Genomic DNA, 15944 nt, shown 5'->3' with positions numbered 1-15944 from the left:
GCGAGCGGCGCCCTCCGGCCCCGCCCCCGCCCCGCTCACACCCGCTCCAGGACCCAGCGCGGCACCGTCACGCCGTTCACCTCGGCGAACACCGCCTGCACCCGTGCCCCGATCCGGATCCGCCCCGGCGGAACGGAGCCGACGGCCCCGTCCGGCCCGCTCACCAGGTTCCCGGCCAGCCGTATCCGCGGCGCCTCGTCCAGCTCCACCACGATCACGGCGTACGGGGCCAACGCCGCGTAGGCGGGAAGGAGCGGCGGGTGCGCGACGACGTACGACCAGATCCGGCCCCGCCCGCTCGTCCTGCGCCACTCGTCCGCGAAGGAGTGGCAGTGCGGGCAGCAGGGGCGCGGCGGGAAACGGAGTTCGCCGCAGTCGGCGCAGGCCTGGACGCGGAGTTCGCCCCGGGCGGCGTACCGCCAGAAGGGCGCCCCGTCGTCGTCGGGGACGGGGGACAGCAGGGGCTCGTCCACGCGGTCCGTCCCGGCGGTCCTGGTGGTCCCGGTGGTCCTGGCCGTCCCGGTGGTCCGGGCGGTCTCGGTGGTTTCGGTGATGTCCGTCATCCCGGCTCCTCAGTTCCTCAGCAGGAGTGCGGAGGTCGGGACGCCTTCCCCCGCCGTGACCAGACAGGTCGCCGCCCCCGGCACCTGCGCCGTGCTCGTGCCCCGCAGCTGCTTCACGCCCTCGTTGATGAGGTTGAAGCCGTGCACGTAGGCCTCGCTGAGCCCGCCGCCCCCGGTGTTGAGGGGCAGCCGTCCGCCGATCTCCAGCGCCCCGCCCTCCGTGAAGGCCGCGCCCTCCCCGCGGCCGCAGAAGCCGTACCCCTCCAGCGAGAGGGGTATCAGGGGCGTGAACGCATCGTAGATCTGCGCCACGTCCACGTCCTCGGGGGTGAGGTCGGCGTGCTTCCACAGGTGCCGGGCGGCGGTCCAGGCGGGTCCGGTGAGCGGGTCGTCGTTCCAGTAGTTGACCATCCCGTGGTGCTGGGCGGGCAGGCCCTGGGCGGCGGAGTGGACGTAGACGGGCCGCTGCCGGCAGTCGCGGGCGCGCTCGGCGGACACGATCACGCAGGCGAGCGCGCCGTCCGTCTCCAGGCAGTTGTCGAAGAGGCAGAGCGGCTCGCTGATCCAGCGGGCGGTCATGTACATCTCGCGGGTCAGCGGGCGTTCGTACATCATCGCGGCCGGGTTCTGGTTGGCGCGGTTGCGGCAGGCCAGCGCCACGTTGAAGAGGTGGTCGCGGGTCGCCCCGTACTCGTGCATGTACCGGCGCGCGAGCACGCCGATCTCGTCGGCGGGCCGCAGCAGTCCGAAGGGCCGGGTCCACTGGGCCGGGGTGGGCAGCTGCACGGCCGTGTTCCTCCAGGGGCGCGGCCCGCTGCCCCGCTTGCGCGAGCGCCAGGCCACGCCCACCGTCGCCTGGCCGGCGGCGACGGCGGCGGCGAGGTGCGCGACGGTGGCGCAGGAACCCCCGCCCCCGTAACCGACCTTGCTGAAGAAGGTGAGGTCGCCGAGTCCGACGGACTTGGCGACCTCGACCTCGTCGGTCTCCTCCATGGTGTAGGAGGCGAGGGCGTCGACCTCGGCGGGCGCGATGCCGGCGTCGTCCAGGGCGGCGAGGATCGCGCGGCAGGCCAACGTCTTCTCGGACTCCGGGAGCCGTTTCGCGAAGGCGGTCTGGCCGATCCCGACTACGGCTGTGGCGTCCTTGATCCCTGGCATGGGCGACCTCCGCGCACGGTCCCGGCTGCTGACAGTCCGTCAGGCTACAGCTAATCTGACGGACAGTCAGCTAGTGGTGTTCCGGCGGGAGGTGCTCGATGCGCGGTGACCTGGAGTGGGGCGGCGTCCCGGGGCTGGTGCGGTGGGCGGCGGACCGCTTCGCGGACCGCGAGGCGGTCGTCGAGGGCCGGACGAGCGTCTCCTACGCGGAGCTGGGCGCCCGGGTGGAGCGCGCGGCCGCGGCCTGCATGGCGAGCGGTGTCCGCGTGGGCGACCGCGTGGCCGTCTGGGCCCCGAACACCCTCGACTGGATCGTCTCCGCCCTCGGAGCGGTGTCCGCGGGAGCGGTCCTGGTCCCCCTCAACACCCGCTTCAAGGGTGCCGAGGCGGTGTACGTACTGGCCAGGAGCCGGGCGAGGCTGCTGTTCGTGACGGGAACGTTCCTCGGCACCTCGTACGTGGCGGCGCTGCGCCGGGCGGCGGGGGAGCAGCCGGGAACGGACCCCGCCCCCGGCACCGGTCCGCTCCCCGCCCCCGGCACCGGTCCGCTCCCCGGCGCCGGACCCGGCCCGCTCCCCGGCCTCCCGCACCTGGAGCAGGTGGTGGTCCTCGCGGACGACGCTCCCGCCGACTTCCGCACGTGGAAGGACTTCCTGGCGGACGGGGAGGGGGTGGGGCGGGACGAGGTGCGCCGTCGCGGAGCCGGTGTGTCCGGCGCCTCCCCCTCGGACATCATCTTCACCTCGGGCACCACGGGTCGGCCGAAGGGCGCCCTGATCACGCACGCCCAGACCCTGCGCGGCTACGAGATCTGGAGCGACCTTGCCGGTCTGCGCGAGGGCGACCGCTATCTGATCGTGAACCCCTTCTTCCACACCTTCGGCTACAAGGCCGGGATCATCGCCTGTCTGATGCGCGGGGCGACGATGGTCCCGCAGCCGGTGTTCGACGTGGACACGGTGCTCGCGAACGTGGCCGCGGAACGCGTCTCCGTCCTCCCCGGCCCGCCCACCCTCCACCAGTCCCTCCTCGACCACCCCGCCCGCGACACCCACGACCTCTCCGCGCTGCGGCTGGTGGTGACCGGTGCCGCGGTGGTCCCGCTGCGCCTGGTCGAGCGCCTGCGCACGGAACTCGGCGTGGACACGGTCCTGACGGCGTACGGCCTCTCCGAGGCGAGCGGCATCGTCACCATGTGCCGCAGGGGTGACCCGCCGGCGGTGATCGCCTCGACCTCGGGGCGGGCGATCCCGGGCACCGAGGTACGGGTGGTGGACCCCTCGGGAGCCCCCGCGGCCCCCGGCTCCCCCGGTGAGGTCCTGGTCCGCGGCTTCAACGTGATGGGCGGCTACTTCGAGGACGCGGCGGCCACCGCGGAGGTCCTGACGCCGGACGGCTGGCTGCGCACGGGTGACGTGGGCGTCCTCGACACCGGGGGCAACCTGCGCATCACCGACCGGATCAAGGACATGTTCATCGTCGGCGGCTTCAACGCCTACCCGGCGGAGATCGAGCAACTGCTCGGCCTGCACCCCGAGGTCGCCGACGTGGCGGTGATCGGCGTGCCGGACAGCCGCCTGGGCGAGGTCGGCAGGGCCTACGTGGTCCGCCGCCCGCACTCCGCCCTCACGGCCGACGAGCTCATCGCCTGGTCCCGCCGCGAGATGGCCAACTACAAGGTGCCCCGCACGATCGCCTTCGTCACCGCACTGCCCCGCAACGCGAGCGGGAAGGTGGTGAAGGGGGAACTGCGGGGGCGTTAGGGCCTGTCGTTTGGATCATGCGGCGGTACGCGGGGCAGGGCACGCACTCCCCCGAGCTCTTCGAGCAGGGGGGACCCCCAGCGGCGTTGTCGTCGGTTGCCGACGTCCCCCAGCCTTCGGCCGGGAGGTGCCCCCACCGCGTCGTCGCCCTCCTCCGCCTTGCAGCTGCACGCACCCTGCCCCGCTCGGCCCAGTCGACAAGGCACCGCGTCTCCATGCCGCCTGATCCAAACGACAGGCCCTAGCCCGGCGCCGCGGCCCCGGACACACGGCGACCGCGGCGGCTCCCCCTCCGCGCCGCCGCGGTCGATCCCCGTGTGGTGTAAGTCCGCCCCCCCAGGTGGGACTTAGACCGGCTCGTCCGTCGCGTGGATGTTGTCCGTCGAGGCGTCGCCGGTGCCGTCGTCCTTGGTGATCGGGTTCTTGCCGGTGAGCGGCTCGCTCGTGGCGTGGATGTTGTCCGTGGAGGTCCCGCCGGTCGGCTCGTCCGTGGCGTGGATGTTGTCGGTGCTGTTGTTGTCGCTCATGGTGACTGTCCCCCTGACAGTTCTGTGGTGCGTTGGCTGGAGCAGCCCGTCCGGCAGCTCCCCCGTGGGCCGCCGGACGGGTACTCGGGGCCGATACCTTAGTGCTACGGCCTCAGGTCGTCCCGCCTGCCCCCCGACGCGACGGATCGACAACACAGAGACTGCCGGGCGGCGATAAACGAACGATGAACGCCCCGGTCCGCAAACGCCTATGAGGTCCCGGGACGGCCCTCGGACCGGCCGGCGGACGGATCACCCGAGGGACACCGGGTCGGAGGAGGGGTGCACCAGGGCGAGTTCGCTGAGGCGGTCGAGCGCCGAGCGCACCTGGTCCCCGGTCAGGTCCAGTCGCGCGGCGAGAGCGGTCACGTCCTCCTCCGGGTGCGCCAGCATGGCTTCGTGAACGGCTTCGGCCGTGGCGTCCGGTTCCGGCGTCGAGAGCAATGACCGTCCCTCCAGCGGGCTTTCGCCCCGTAGGCAAACTTCGATCACTTCGAACGACCTCCGGGGGGTCCCGGGGGTTGTACCGTTCACCAGGCCCGAACCGGCCAAGGCCGCAAGGGGCCCGGCCCGATGCCTGGACGGACCGGCGGCAGCGGTAACAAATTGGACGGATGTATCTGATCCATGTCGTGCTGGCATCCGCTCCGGCCGAACTTCCCGCATCCCTGGGTGACTTCATCCGGCGTCACGCGCTGCCCGAGGAGCGGATCGAGCACGTGAGCGTGCACGCGCACGCCGTCCCCTGGCCCACGCTGGGTGTCTTCGTCCTGGCCGACCGTCTCGCCGAGGCCGAGGCGAAGGCGGCCGGTGCGTGCCGGCGCGCCCTGGCCCTTCTGCCGGCCCTGTCGCACGTGACGGTGGTACGTGCCGAGGCGCCGCTGATGGAGCCGCTCCCGGATCCCGGGGCGGACGGGAACGATCACGCGGGACCGAACCGGCCGAGGCCCGTCCGGTCCACTTGATCTTTCTTCCCGTCGCCTTCACCGGCGGCGATTCCGCTGTCATCGCCGAGGAGGACCGGCACCGGCCACCCCGCGGACGCCTGTCGCCGGCCGGTCTCAGGCGACCGCCATCGGATTGAGGAGTGCCCTGGCCGTGGCGGCCTCCGGGGCTCCCAGCGCCTGGAAGATGTCGAGGGACTCGCGCCAGCAGACCTGGGCACGGCCGGAGTGGCCGATCGCGTTCAGCGCCTGTCCGAGCACGATGAGGACGTTGCCCCTGCGCCACTCGCCGCCGATGCCCCGCAGCACCGTCAGGGCCGTCTCGGCGTTCGTCGCCGCGGCGGCCGGGCGCTGGGCGGCGAGATCGGCCTCCGCGAGGCGGAACAGCGACATGCCCTCCCACAGCCGCTGACGGCTGTTGCGGAACACCGCGAGCGCCTCGCCGAGGACGGCGGTCGCCTCCGCCAGCCGACCGCTCTGGGTGAGGGCGAGGCCCAGCGCGTAACGGCCGTTGGCGCCCTTGAGCGCGTGGCCCATGTCGTCGTACATGCCGGTGCCCTGCTGGGCCAGCGACACGGCGCTGCCGGTGCGTCCGGTGGCCAGGTGGATGCGCGAGAGGTTGCACAGGGCGCTGGCCTCGCCGGCCCGGTCGTGGCAGGCCCGGAAGCTCTCGATCGCCCGGTTCAGATGCGCCTCGCCGTCCTCGTACTGGTTCTGCAGGAGGGCGATCACCCCGAGGGTGTTGGAGGCCCAGCAGCTCGTCAGGTGGTCCGTCTCGGCGGCCAGTTCGAGGGCCTCCGCGGCGGCCTCGCGGGCCGGGTCGAAGCGGCCCGTGTAGTAGTGGACGTACGCCAGGGTGACCAGGGCCCGCGCCCCGGCGTGCGCGTCGGCCTCCTCGCGCGCCGCCTCGCGCAGCGCGGAGGCGACCCCCTCGTACGCCTTGGAGTTCGTGCCGGACTCCGCCAGGTCCACGGAGGCCCACAGCGTGTCGACGGAGCGCCGCAGGAATCCGCCCTGGATGGACTGCCGGACGCACGCCAGCAGCGAGATCGCCTCCGAGTACAGCCAGTCCTGCGCCCGGTGCCGGTCCTCGAACACCAGCCCCGGGTAGGCCGTCGGCTCCAGGTGGTCCACCAGGCGGTCGCCGGGGCGTTCGATCGCGTACACCCCCGCCGCCGTGCTGAGGTAGAAGTCCAGCAGCCGCGACATGGCCGCCGCCCGCTCGCTCGGCGGCTGCTCGTCGCGTTCGGCGCACGCACGCGCGTAGAGGCGTACGAGGTCGTGGTAGCGGTAGCGGCCGGGCGCCGCCGACTCCAGGAGGGAGGTGTCGACGAGGGACTCCAGGAGGTCCTCGGTGTCCTCGGCCGGGAGGTCGAGCACCGCCGCCGCGGCCGCGAGCGAGATGTCCGGGCCGTCGGCGAGGCCCAGCAGGCGGAAGGCGCGGGCCTGGGCCGGCTCCAGCTGGCCGTAGCCGAGTTCGAAGGTGGCCTTGACGGCCAGGTCGCCGGCCTGGAGCTCGTCCAGGCGGCGCCGCTCGTCGGCGAGCTTCGCCGCGAGCACCGACACCGTCCAGGTGCGGCGGGCGGCGAGCCGGGAGGCGGCGATCCGGATGGCCAGCGGCAGGAAGCCGCAGGCCGCGACCACGTCGAGGGCGGCCTCCCGCTCGGAGGCGACCCGCTCCTGGCCCACGATCTTGGTGAAGAGCTGCAGTGCCTCCTCGGGCGACATCACGTCGAGGTCGACGAGATGGGCGCCTGCCAGGTCCACCATCCGGATGCGCGAGGTCACCAGGGCGGCGCAGCCCTCGGTGCCGGGCAGCAGCGGCCGTACCTGGGCGGCGTCGCGGGCGTTGTCCAGCAGGACCAGGACGCGGCGGCCGTCGAGGACGGAGCGGTAGAGGGCCGAGCGCTCCTCCAGCGAGTCGGGGATCGCGGAGTCCGCCGTCCCGAGGGCCCGCAGGAAGGCGCCGAGGACCGTCTCCGGTTCGGCCGCCCGGGACCCGGCGCCCTGCAGGTCGACGTAGAGCTGCCCGTCGGGGAAGGCCCCGCGGGCCTGGTGGGCCACGTGCACCGCGAGCGTGGTCTTGCCGACGCCCCCGATGCCCGCGAGCGCCGAGACGGCCATGACCCGGCCCTCCTCGGAGGAGGCCGCGGCGAGGACGTCGCTCAGTTCCTGCACGAAGGACGCCCGGCCGGTGAAGTCGGTGACGGTCGCCGGGAGCTGGGCGGGGCGGACGAGGGCGACGACGGGCTCCGCCTTCGGGGCGGAGGGCTCCGCGAGACCCGGGTCCGCCTGGAGTATGCGCTGCTGGAGTTCCTTCAGCCCCGCCCGCGGGTCCACCCCCAGCTCGTCGGCGAGCAGCCGCCGGGTGTCGGCGTACACGGCCAGGGCCTCGGCCTGGCGGCCGGAGCGGTACAGCGCCAGCATCAGCAGTTCCCGCAGGCGTTCGCGCAGCGGGTGCGCCGCGGTGAGCGCGGTGAGCTCGGAGACCGCCTCCGCGTGGAAGCCCTGCTCCAGGTCCATGTCCAGGCAGGATTCGAGGAGCTGCAGGCGCCACTCCTCCAGGCGGGCCCGCTGGGTCTCGGCGTAGGGGCCCGGGATGCTCGCGAGCGGTTCGCCGTCCCACAGGGCGAGGGCGTCCCGGAGCAGGTCGCGGGCGCGGGACAGGTCGCCCGCCGCGCGCGCCTTCTCGGCGTCGGCGGCGAGTTCCTGGGCGTTCACGTGGTCGAGCGCGCCCTCGCGCAGGGAGCGGATGGCGTAGCCGCCGGACTCGCTGACCAGCACCTCGGCGCCGAGCGTCTTGCGCAGGCGCGAGGCGTACGTGCGCAGGGCGGCCAGTGCCTGGGACGGGGGCTCGTCGCCCCACAGGGCGTCGATGAGCTCGGAGGCCGTGGCGGTGCGGCCGTCGCGGAGCAGCAGCGCGGCCAGCAGGGCGCGTTGCTGCGGTGACCCGGCCGGCAACGGATCGTCCCCGAGCCAGGCACGCACCGGGCCGAGCACGCTGAAGCGCAACGCCGCGGGCTCCTCGGGGCCCGGATGCCACTGCTTCGGTACGCGCGGCACACCGTCCATCGCTTCCCCCTGCCGAACCGTCAGTACAACGAGGCCAGTTTGCCTTGTTCATGGCGGATGCGTCAGCCGTGGGGGACAGCGATCACAAGGTGCCGCCCGGGAGCCCACACGGTCCTCACACGGACTCCTCACACTTCTCAGCCCGTTCATCCGCGCGCCGTCGTCGGCCGCGTCCTCCGACGGGCGTCCGGCGGTCCGCCGACAGGGAGCTGACGGGTCGTCAGATCGGCGCTACCGTGGCCGGTATGGAGACCACGGAAACCGCGCAGAGCCCCTCGGCGGACGATCGGTCCGCCTTCCCGAGGATCATCTCGGTGGACGACCACACGGTCGAGCCGCCCGGCGTCTGGCAGGACCGGCTGCCCGCCCGGTACCGGGACGCAGGGCCCCGCATCGTCCGCGCGCCCCTGAAGGAGATGACCTTCCTGGGAGGGAAGTTCGCCCCCGTGATGGGCGCTCCCGGCGACGACGGTCCCGTCGGGGACTGGTGGGTCTACGAGGACCTGCACCGGCCCCTCACCCGCCTCGACACGGCCGTGGGCTACGACCGTGACGAGATCAGGCTCGAGGTCATCACGTACGAGCAGATGCGCCCCGGCTCGTACGACGTGCCGCAGCGGCTGGCCGACATGGACGTCAACCACGTCCAGTCCGCCCTCTGCTTCCCCACCTTCCCCCGTTTCTGCGGGCAGACGTTCACCGAGGCGGCCGACCGCGAGCTGGGCCTCCTCTCGGTGCGGGCCTACAACGACTGGATGGTGGAGGAGTGGTGCGGGCCGGCGGCCCGGGGGCGGCTGATACCGCTGACGCTGGTCCCGCTGTGGGACGCCCGGCTCGCGGCGGACGAGGTGCGGCGCAACGCCGCCCGGGGCGTGCGCGCGGTGGCCTTCTCCGAGATCCCGCCGCACCTCGGGCTCCCGTCCGTGCACACCGACGACTGGGACCCCTTCCTCGCCGCCTGCGACGAGACGGGCACCGTCATCGCCATGCACATCGGCTCCAGCAGCCGGATGCCGTCGACCTCGGCCGACGCGCCGCCCGCGGTCGGCTCCACGATCACCTTCGCCAACTGCTGCTTCTCGATGGTCGACTGGCTGATGAGCGGCAAGTTCGAGCGCTTCCCCAACCTCAAGGTGATGTACGCGGAGGGCCAGATCGGCTGGATCCCGTACATCCTGGAACGCGCGGACGTGGTGTGGGAGGAGAACCGCGCCTGGGGCGGCGTGGCCGACAAGGTCCACCGGCCGCCGTCCGAGCTGTTCGCCGACCACGTGTACGGCTGCTTCTTCGACGACGCGTTCGGGCTGCGGAACCTCGACGCGATCGGTGTCGGCAACGTCCTCTACGAGACCGACTACCCGCACTCCGACTCGACCTGGCCGAAGTCCCGGGAGGTCGGCGAGGCCCAGATGGGCCACCTGGACGCCGACGTGGTCGAGCGGATCGTGCGGCGCAACGCGATCGACCTGCTGGGGCTGACGGAGGACGGCCTCTGGGCGGGCTGAGGCCCCGTCCGCCCGTGCGCTCCCGAGGGCCGGGCGCCCGGCACCCGCCCGCCCCTTGCCTGACGGTGCGTCAGCGATGAGGATGGCGGCGCAGCCCGATAAGTGACGGACCGTCAGACAAGAGGTGCGGGTCATGCGGATACTGCCCGAAGGACGGCTGGCGTACGGGATGCAGCTCCCGGTCCAGTCGCAGAGCACCATCTACGCGGAGCCGTGGGAGGCGGACGCGGGTCCCGAGGACCTCGTCGGGATCGCCCGCGCCGCCGACCGCGCCGGATTCGCCTACATAGCGAGCTGCGACCACGTCGCGATCCCGCGCCGGCTCGCGGACGCCATGAGCACCGTCTGGTACGACCCCGTCGCCACGCTCGCCTTCCTCGCGGCCGCCACCGAACGCGTCCTGCTGCTCAGCCACGTCGCGGTCGTCGGGCTGCGGCATCCGCTCGTCACCGCCAAGCAGTACGCGACCCTCGACCACCTCTCGGGCGGACGGCTGGTCCTCGGGGTCGGCGCCGGGCACGTGCGGGAGGAGTTCGACGCGGTCGGGGCCGACTTCGAGCACCGGGGAGCGGTCCTCGACGAGACGATCGACGCCCTGCGCGCCGCGCTCGGACCGGAGGAGTTCCCCGTCCACCACGGCAAACGGTACGACTTCGAGGGGCTCGGCCAGCGGCCCAGGCCCGCCCGGGAGCGGGTGCCCGTGTGGGTGGGCGGCTCCTCGCCCGCCGCCGTGCGCCGGGCCGCGCTGCGCGGCGACGGCTGGCTGCCGCAGGGCGACCCGCGCGACCGGCTGCCGGAGCGGATCGCCCGGATCGCGGCCCTGCGCGCCGGGGCGGGCATCACGGAACCCCTGACGATCGGCGCCATCACCGAGCCGCTGTACGTGGGCGAGCCCGGCTGGGAGGTCGGGCGGCGGACGCTGAGCGGACCGCCCGAGGCGCTGGCCGCCTCGCTGCGGGAGTACGGCGCGATGGGCGTGCACCAGATACAGGTGCGGTTCCGCAGCCGCGGCCGCGACGAACTCCTCGACCAGATCGGCGCGTTCGGCGCGGACGTCGCGCCCCACCTCAACTAGGGAGCCAAGGCATGGGCAAGCTGGACGGGCGGGTCGTCCTCATCACCGGCGCGGCGCGCGGGCAGGGCGAACAGGAGGCGCGGCTCTTCGCGGCGGAGGGCGCGCGCGTGGTCGTCGCGGACGTGCTCGACGAGCAGGGGGAGGAGCTGGCCGAGGAGATCGGCGCGTCCTACGTCCATCTGGACGTGGGCCGGGAGGAGGACTGGACGGCGGCCGTCGCCTCCGCGAAGGCCGCGCACGGGCGGATCGACGGGCTGGTCAACAACGCCGGCATCCTGCGCTTCAACGCGCTCGTCGACACCCCGCTGGCCGAGTTCCTGCGGATCGTGCAGGTCAACCAGGTCGGGGTGTTCCTCGGGATCAAGACCCTCGCGCCCGAGATCGCCGCGGCCGGCGGCGGCACGATCGTGAACACGGCGTCCTTCACCGGGCTCACGGGGATGGCGTACGTCGGCGCGTACGCGGCGACCAAGCACGCCATCGTCGGCCTGACCCGCGTGGCGGCGCTGGAGCTCGCGGAGAAGGGGATCCGCGTCAACGCGGTCTGCCCGGGCGCCGTCGACACGGCGATGAGCAACCCGGCGCAGCTCTCCCCGGGCCAGGACGCCGAGGAGGCCTCGCAGGCGCTCGACGCGTTCTACGCGAAGCTGGTGCCGCTCGGCCGGATCGGCCGCCCCGAGGACGTGGCCCGCCTCGCCCTGTTCCTGACCGGCGAGGACTCCTCGTACATCACCGGCCAGCCCTTCGTGATCGACGGCGGCTGGCTCGCGGGCGTGAGTGTTCTCTGACGGTGTATCAGCTATTGACGGTCCATGCGCGCGGTGGAACAGTCGGCTCAAAGAATCTGACGGTACGTCAGATACCTGGATGGGGACGGTGAACCTCCTTGGAATTCGGGCTCTTTGTACAGGGATACGTGGGCAAGCGGGCCGAGACCGACCCGCTCGCGGAACACAAGGCGCTGATGGAGGAGACCGAGTACGTCATCCAGGCGGACCGGTCCGGCTTCAAGTACGCCTGGGCGTCCGAGCACCACTTCCTGGAGGAGTACTCGCACCTGTCGGCCAACGACGTCTACCTCGGCTACCTCGCGCACGCCACCGACCGCATCCACCTCGGCTCCGGCATCTTCAACCCGCTCGCCCAGGTCAACCACCCGGTCAAGGTCGCCGAGAAGGTCGCCATGCTCGACCACCTCACCGGCAACCGCTTCGAGTTCGGCTCCGGCCGGGGCGCCGGCTCGCACGAGATCCTCGGCTTCCTCCCCGGCATCACCGACATGAACCACACCAAGGAGATCTGGGAAGAGACCATCGCCGAGTTCCCGAAGATGTGGCTCCAGGACGAGTACGTGGGCTTCCAGGGCAAGCACTGGTCGCTGCCGCCGCGCAAGATCCTGCCCAAGCCGTACGGGAAGTCGCACCCCGCGATGTGGTACGCCGCCGGGTCGCCGCCCTCGTACGCCATGGCCGCCCGCAAGGGACTCGGCGTGCTCGGCTTCAGCGTGCAGAAGGTCGCCGACATGGAATGGGTCCTGGAGCAGTACAAGACCGCCGTCGTGGACGCCGAGCCCGTCGGCGACTTCGTCAACGACAACGTGATGGTGACCACCACCGCCATCTGCGCGCCCACCCACGACGAGGCGATCTCGATCGCGGTCGGCGGCGGGCTGCACTACCTGCCCTCCCTCGTCTTCCGCTACCACGACACCTTCCCGCGCCCCGAGGGCTTCCCCGTCTGGCCCGAGACCCTCCCCGAGTACAACGCGGAGTTCGTCGAGCTGCTCATCGAGGAGGAGCTGCTGATCTGCGGCGACCCGGACGAGGTGCTCACCCAGTGCAAGCGCTGGGAACAGGCCGGCGCCGACCAGCTCAGCTTCGGGCTCCCCGTCGGCGTCCCCAAGGAGGAGACCCTCCAGACGATCCGGCTGATCGGCGAGCACGTGATCCCGAAGATCGACACGGACCCGGTGCACCGCACCACCCGCTTCCGCCAAGCCGCCTAGGGGGTACTCCCGCGATGCTCGACCACGTGATCAGGGGCGCGACCGTCGTGGACGGGACGGGAGCGCCCGCGTACACCGCGGACGTGGGGATACGCGGCGGCCGCGTCGCCGTGACCGGCACGGTCACCGAACCGTCCCGCACGAGCGAGGACGCGCACGGACTCGTCCTCGCCCCCGGCTTCGTGGACCCGCACACGCACTACGACGCCCAGCTCTTCTGGGACCCGTACGCGACCCCCTCCCTCAACCACGGCGTCACCACGGTCGCGGGCGGCAACTGCGGCTTCACCCTCGCCCCGCTGAACCCCGACCGCCCCGAGGACGCCGACTACACGCGCCGCATGATGTCCAAGGTCGAGGGCATGTCCCTGGTCGCCCTGGAGGAGGGCGCGCCCTGGAACTGGCACGGCTTCGGGGAGTACCTGGACGCCCTGGAGGGCCGGATAGCGGTCAACGCGGGCTTCATGGTGGGCCACTGCGCGCTCCGCCGGTACGTCATGGGCCCCGACGCGGTGGGCGGACAGCCGACGCCGGAGCAGCTCGACGCCATGCTGCGGCTGTTCCACGAGGCCATGGACGCCGGGGCCTGGGGCTTCTCCACCACCCAGTCCTCCACCCACTCCGACGGGGACGGCAGGCCGGTCGCCTCCCGGCACGCCGGACCCGCCGAACTCCTCGCCCTGGCCCGGGCCGTGGGGGAGCACGAGGGCACCCAGATCGAGGCGATCACGGCCGGCTGCCTCGACCGGTTCAGCGACGCCGAGATCGACTTGTTCGTGGAGATGAGCGCGGCCGCGGGCCGGCCGCTCAACTGGAACGTCCTCACGATCGACTCCGCCGTCCCCGAGCGCGTCCCGCGCCAGCTGGAGGCGAGCGAGCGCGCCCGCAAGGCGGGCGGCCGCGTCGTCGCGCTCACCATGCCGATCCTCACCCCGATGAACATGTCGCTCGGCACCTTCTGCGCGCTGAACCTGATCCCCGGCTGGGGACCGGTCCTCGCGCTGCCCGTCCCCGAGCGCATCGCGAAGCTCCGCGACCCCGGGGTCCGCGCCGAGATGCTCAGGCGCGCGCAGAGCAGGGAGGCGGGTGTCTTCCGGCGGCTCGCCGACTTCGGCCGGTACGTCATCGGCGACACCTACAGCGACGCCAACGAGGGCCTGACCGGGCGCGTGGTGCGCGACATCGCCGCCGAACGCGGCCAGGAGCCCTTCGCCTGCCTGGTGGAGATCTGCGCGGCCGACGGGCTGCGCACGGTCCTGTGGCCCATGCCCACCGACAACGACCCGGACTCCTGGGCCCTGCGCGCCGAGACCTGGCGGCACGAGGACGTCCTGCTCGGCGGCTCCGACGCGGGCGCCCACCTGGACCGCATGTGCGGGGCCCCGTACACCACCCGGTTCCTCGGCGACTGTCTGCGCGGACGCGGGCTCGTCTCCCTGGAAGCGGCCGTGAAGATGCTGACGGACGATCCGGCGCGGCTGTTCGGGCTGCGCGGACGCGGACGGGTCGAGGTGGGATTCCATGCGGACCTGGTGCTCTTCGACCCGGAACGGATCGACGCCGGAAAGGCCGTCCTGGTGCACGACCTGCCGGGAGACAGCCCGCGGCTGGACTCCCGGGCGATCGGCGTGAACGCCGTGTGGGTCAACGGGACCGAGGCGATCCGCGACGACGTGGTGACGGGCGCGGTGCCGGGCAGGGTCCTGCGGTCGGGCCGCGACACCCGGACGGTGAGCACCCGGTGACGGCCCCGGAGAGCACCGGGCAGCGACTGTTCGTCGGCGGCGCGTGGGTGGCGCCCGACCACGGGTTCTACGAGGTGCGGGACCCGGCGACCGAGAAGGTGGTCGGGCTCGCCCCCGAGGCTTCCCGGGCCCAGGTGCACGCGGCCGCGGCGGCGGCACGCGAGGCCCTCGGGCCCTGGTCGCGCACTCCCGCCGAGGAGCGGGCCGCCGTCCTCGCGCGGGCGGCGGACGTCGTCCGGCGCAACTTCGTGCCGTACGCCGACCTCGCGCAGGCGGAGAGCGGCGCCACCACCGGGACGGCGCGCGGGATGCAGGTCGGGGTCGGGATGGCCCGCTTCCGGCGCTACGCCCGGCCCGAACCGGTCGAGACGGCGCTGCCGCCGCAGATCAACGAGGCGGGCCCGTTCGGCCCGGCCGCCGTGATGGGCGCGCTGGCCGTGCGCCGGCCCGTCGGCGTGGTCACCTGCATCACCTCGTACAACAACCCGTGGGCCAACCCGGCCGGCAAGATCGCCCCCGCGCTCGCGATGGGCAACACGGTGGTGGTGAAGCCCGCCCCGCAGGACCCGCTCTCCGTCTACCGGATGGCCGAGGCGCTTCAGGCCGCGGGCGCCCCGCCGGGCGTGGTGAACGTGGTCGGTGGCTCGACGGCGGAGTCCGGCGAGGCCGCGGTCGACTCCCCGGACGTCGACATGGTCAGCTTCACCGGCTCGACGGCGGTCGGGCAGCGGATCGCCGAGGTGTGCGGGCGCGGGATGAAGCGCCAGCTGATGGAACTGGGCGGCAAGGGCGCGGCGATCGTCTTCGACGACGCGGACCTGGGCTCGGCCGTGTCCGGCATCGGCACGACCTTCTCCTTCTACAGCGGACAGATCTGCACGGCGCCGACACGGGTGCTGGTGCAGCGGGGCGTCCACGATCGACTGGTGCGGCAACTGGCCGCCTACGCGAGTCACTTGAAGGTGGGGGATCCGCGGGAGCCGGACACGGTGGTCGGCCCGGTCATCTCCGCCGCCCACCGCGACCGCGTCGAGTCCTACGTCGAACTCGGCCGCAAGGAAGGCGCGCGGATCGTGACGGGCGGCGAACGGCCGCCCCTGCCCACCGGGTTCTACGTCGCCCCCACCCTCCTCGCCGACTGCACACCGGACATGAGGGTCGTGCGGGAGGAGATCTTCGGCCCGGTCGTCGTCGTGCTGCCCTTCGACGACGAGGAGGAGGCGATCGCCCTCGCCGACGACTCCGACTACGGCCTGATCGACTACGTCTGGTCCGGGGACGTGGCCCGCGCCTTCCGCGTGGCCCGCCGGCTGCGCGCGGGCGGCGTCGGCGTCAACACCGTCGGCCGCAACATGGAGGCCCCCTTCGGCGGCTTCAAGAAGAGCGGCGTGGGCCGCGACGTGGGCTCCTACGCCCTGCACGCGTACAGCGAGACGCAGGCGATCGTGTGGCCGGGGTGAGGCGCGGGGACCGGGGGCGTCCGGTGCCGTGACCTGACCGGCTCGACGGGCCGGCGGCGGGAGCGGCCGGAAGGGCGGAAGCCGCGGCGGATGCGTGCCGGGCGTCGGGTTCTGTCGAGCCGGGGAC

13 protein-coding genes are annotated in these 15944 nt (G+C 72.9%); 8 read left to right on the top strand and 5 right to left on the bottom strand.

Going from position 1 to position 15944, the window contains the following annotated elements:
* Nucleotides 1–35 precede the first annotated feature (35 nt).
* On the bottom strand, nucleotides 36–461 hold the full coding sequence (locus ACICHK_RS18020; protein ID WP_406841252.1) for a Zn-ribbon domain-containing OB-fold protein: 426 nt from the start codon (nucleotides 459–461) through the stop codon (nucleotides 36–38).
* 111 nt (nucleotides 462–572) lie between these two features.
* Complete coding sequence (locus tag ACICHK_RS18015; protein WP_406837720.1) at nucleotides 573–1721, bottom strand: lipid-transfer protein; 1149 nt, start codon at nucleotides 1719–1721, stop codon at nucleotides 573–575.
* A gap of 98 nt (nucleotides 1722–1819) precedes the next feature.
* Between ACICHK_RS18015 and ACICHK_RS18010 the strand changes: the two genes are divergently transcribed.
* Nucleotides 1820–3484: a fatty acid--CoA ligase family protein gene (locus ACICHK_RS18010; RefSeq protein ID WP_406837719.1), complete on the top strand. Its 1665-nt coding sequence runs from the start codon at nucleotides 1820–1822 to the stop codon at nucleotides 3482–3484.
* Between the two features lie 347 nt (nucleotides 3485–3831).
* Here the strand turns inward: ACICHK_RS18010 and ACICHK_RS18005 are convergent, their stop codons facing one another.
* Together ACICHK_RS18005 and ACICHK_RS18000 are read right to left on the bottom strand one after the other, a co-directional pair.
* Entirely contained in the window at nucleotides 3832–4011 is a 180-nt protein-coding gene (locus ACICHK_RS18005) for a hypothetical protein (RefSeq protein WP_151469334.1), read from the bottom strand.
* Nucleotides 4012–4263: 252 nt separating this feature from the next.
* Nucleotides 4264–4455: a hypothetical protein gene (locus ACICHK_RS18000; RefSeq protein ID WP_406837718.1), complete on the bottom strand. Its 192-nt coding sequence runs from the start codon at nucleotides 4453–4455 to the stop codon at nucleotides 4264–4266.
* Nucleotides 4456–4625: 170 nt separating this feature from the next.
* On the opposite strand from ACICHK_RS18000, the gene ACICHK_RS17995 reads away from it, so the two are divergent.
* Nucleotides 4626–4976 carry a hypothetical protein gene (locus ACICHK_RS17995; protein WP_406837717.1) on the top strand — a complete coding sequence of 117 codons (351 nt, stop codon included), beginning with the start codon at nucleotides 4626–4628 and terminating at the stop codon, nucleotides 4974–4976.
* A gap of 96 nt (nucleotides 4977–5072) precedes the next feature.
* Here the strand turns inward: ACICHK_RS17995 and ACICHK_RS17990 are convergent, their stop codons facing one another.
* Entirely contained in the window at nucleotides 5073–8027 is a 2955-nt protein-coding gene (locus tag ACICHK_RS17990) for a BTAD domain-containing putative transcriptional regulator (protein ID WP_406837716.1), read from the bottom strand.
* A 245-nt stretch (nucleotides 8028–8272) separates the two neighbouring features.
* Between ACICHK_RS17990 and ACICHK_RS17985 the strand changes: the two genes are divergently transcribed.
* The 6 genes from ACICHK_RS17985 to ACICHK_RS17960 all read left to right on the top strand — a co-directional run bounded on the left by ACICHK_RS17985 (nucleotide 8273) and on the right by ACICHK_RS17960 (nucleotide 15817).
* The gene (locus ACICHK_RS17985; RefSeq protein WP_406837715.1) at nucleotides 8273–9532 is read left to right on the top strand and encodes an amidohydrolase family protein; all 1260 of its coding nucleotides are present in this window, start codon (nucleotides 8273–8275) and stop codon (nucleotides 9530–9532) included.
* Between the two features lie 133 nt (nucleotides 9533–9665).
* Nucleotides 9666–10607 carry a TIGR03619 family F420-dependent LLM class oxidoreductase gene (locus tag ACICHK_RS17980; RefSeq protein ID WP_406837714.1) on the top strand — a complete coding sequence of 314 codons (942 nt, stop codon included), beginning with the start codon at nucleotides 9666–9668 and terminating at the stop codon, nucleotides 10605–10607.
* 11 nt (nucleotides 10608–10618) lie between these two features.
* Complete coding sequence (locus ACICHK_RS17975) at nucleotides 10619–11395, top strand: SDR family NAD(P)-dependent oxidoreductase (RefSeq protein ID WP_151469328.1); 777 nt, start codon at nucleotides 10619–10621, stop codon at nucleotides 11393–11395.
* A gap of 98 nt (nucleotides 11396–11493) precedes the next feature.
* Entirely contained in the window at nucleotides 11494–12612 is a 1119-nt protein-coding gene (locus ACICHK_RS17970) for an LLM class flavin-dependent oxidoreductase (RefSeq protein ID WP_406837713.1), read from the top strand.
* A gap of 14 nt (nucleotides 12613–12626) precedes the next feature.
* A complete protein-coding gene (locus tag ACICHK_RS17965) occupies nucleotides 12627–14357 on the top strand; it encodes an amidohydrolase family protein (protein WP_151469326.1) in 1731 nt (576 codons plus the stop codon).
* Nucleotides 14354–15817 (top strand): aldehyde dehydrogenase family protein, encoded by a 1464-nt coding sequence (locus ACICHK_RS17960; RefSeq protein WP_406837712.1) that lies wholly within the window; start codon nucleotides 14354–14356, stop codon nucleotides 15815–15817. The genes ACICHK_RS17965 and ACICHK_RS17960 overlap by 4 nt, the downstream gene beginning before the upstream one ends.
* The last annotated feature ends 127 nt before the right edge of the window (nucleotides 15818–15944 follow it).

Source organism: Streptomyces sp. AHU1 (assembly GCF_045343905.1).
GTDB classification, from domain to species: domain Bacteria; phylum Actinomycetota; class Actinomycetes; order Streptomycetales; family Streptomycetaceae; genus Streptomyces; species Streptomyces triticiradicis.
The sequence above is the reverse complement of the archived record's forward strand: the minus strand, read 5'-3'. Positions and strand labels throughout refer to the sequence as shown.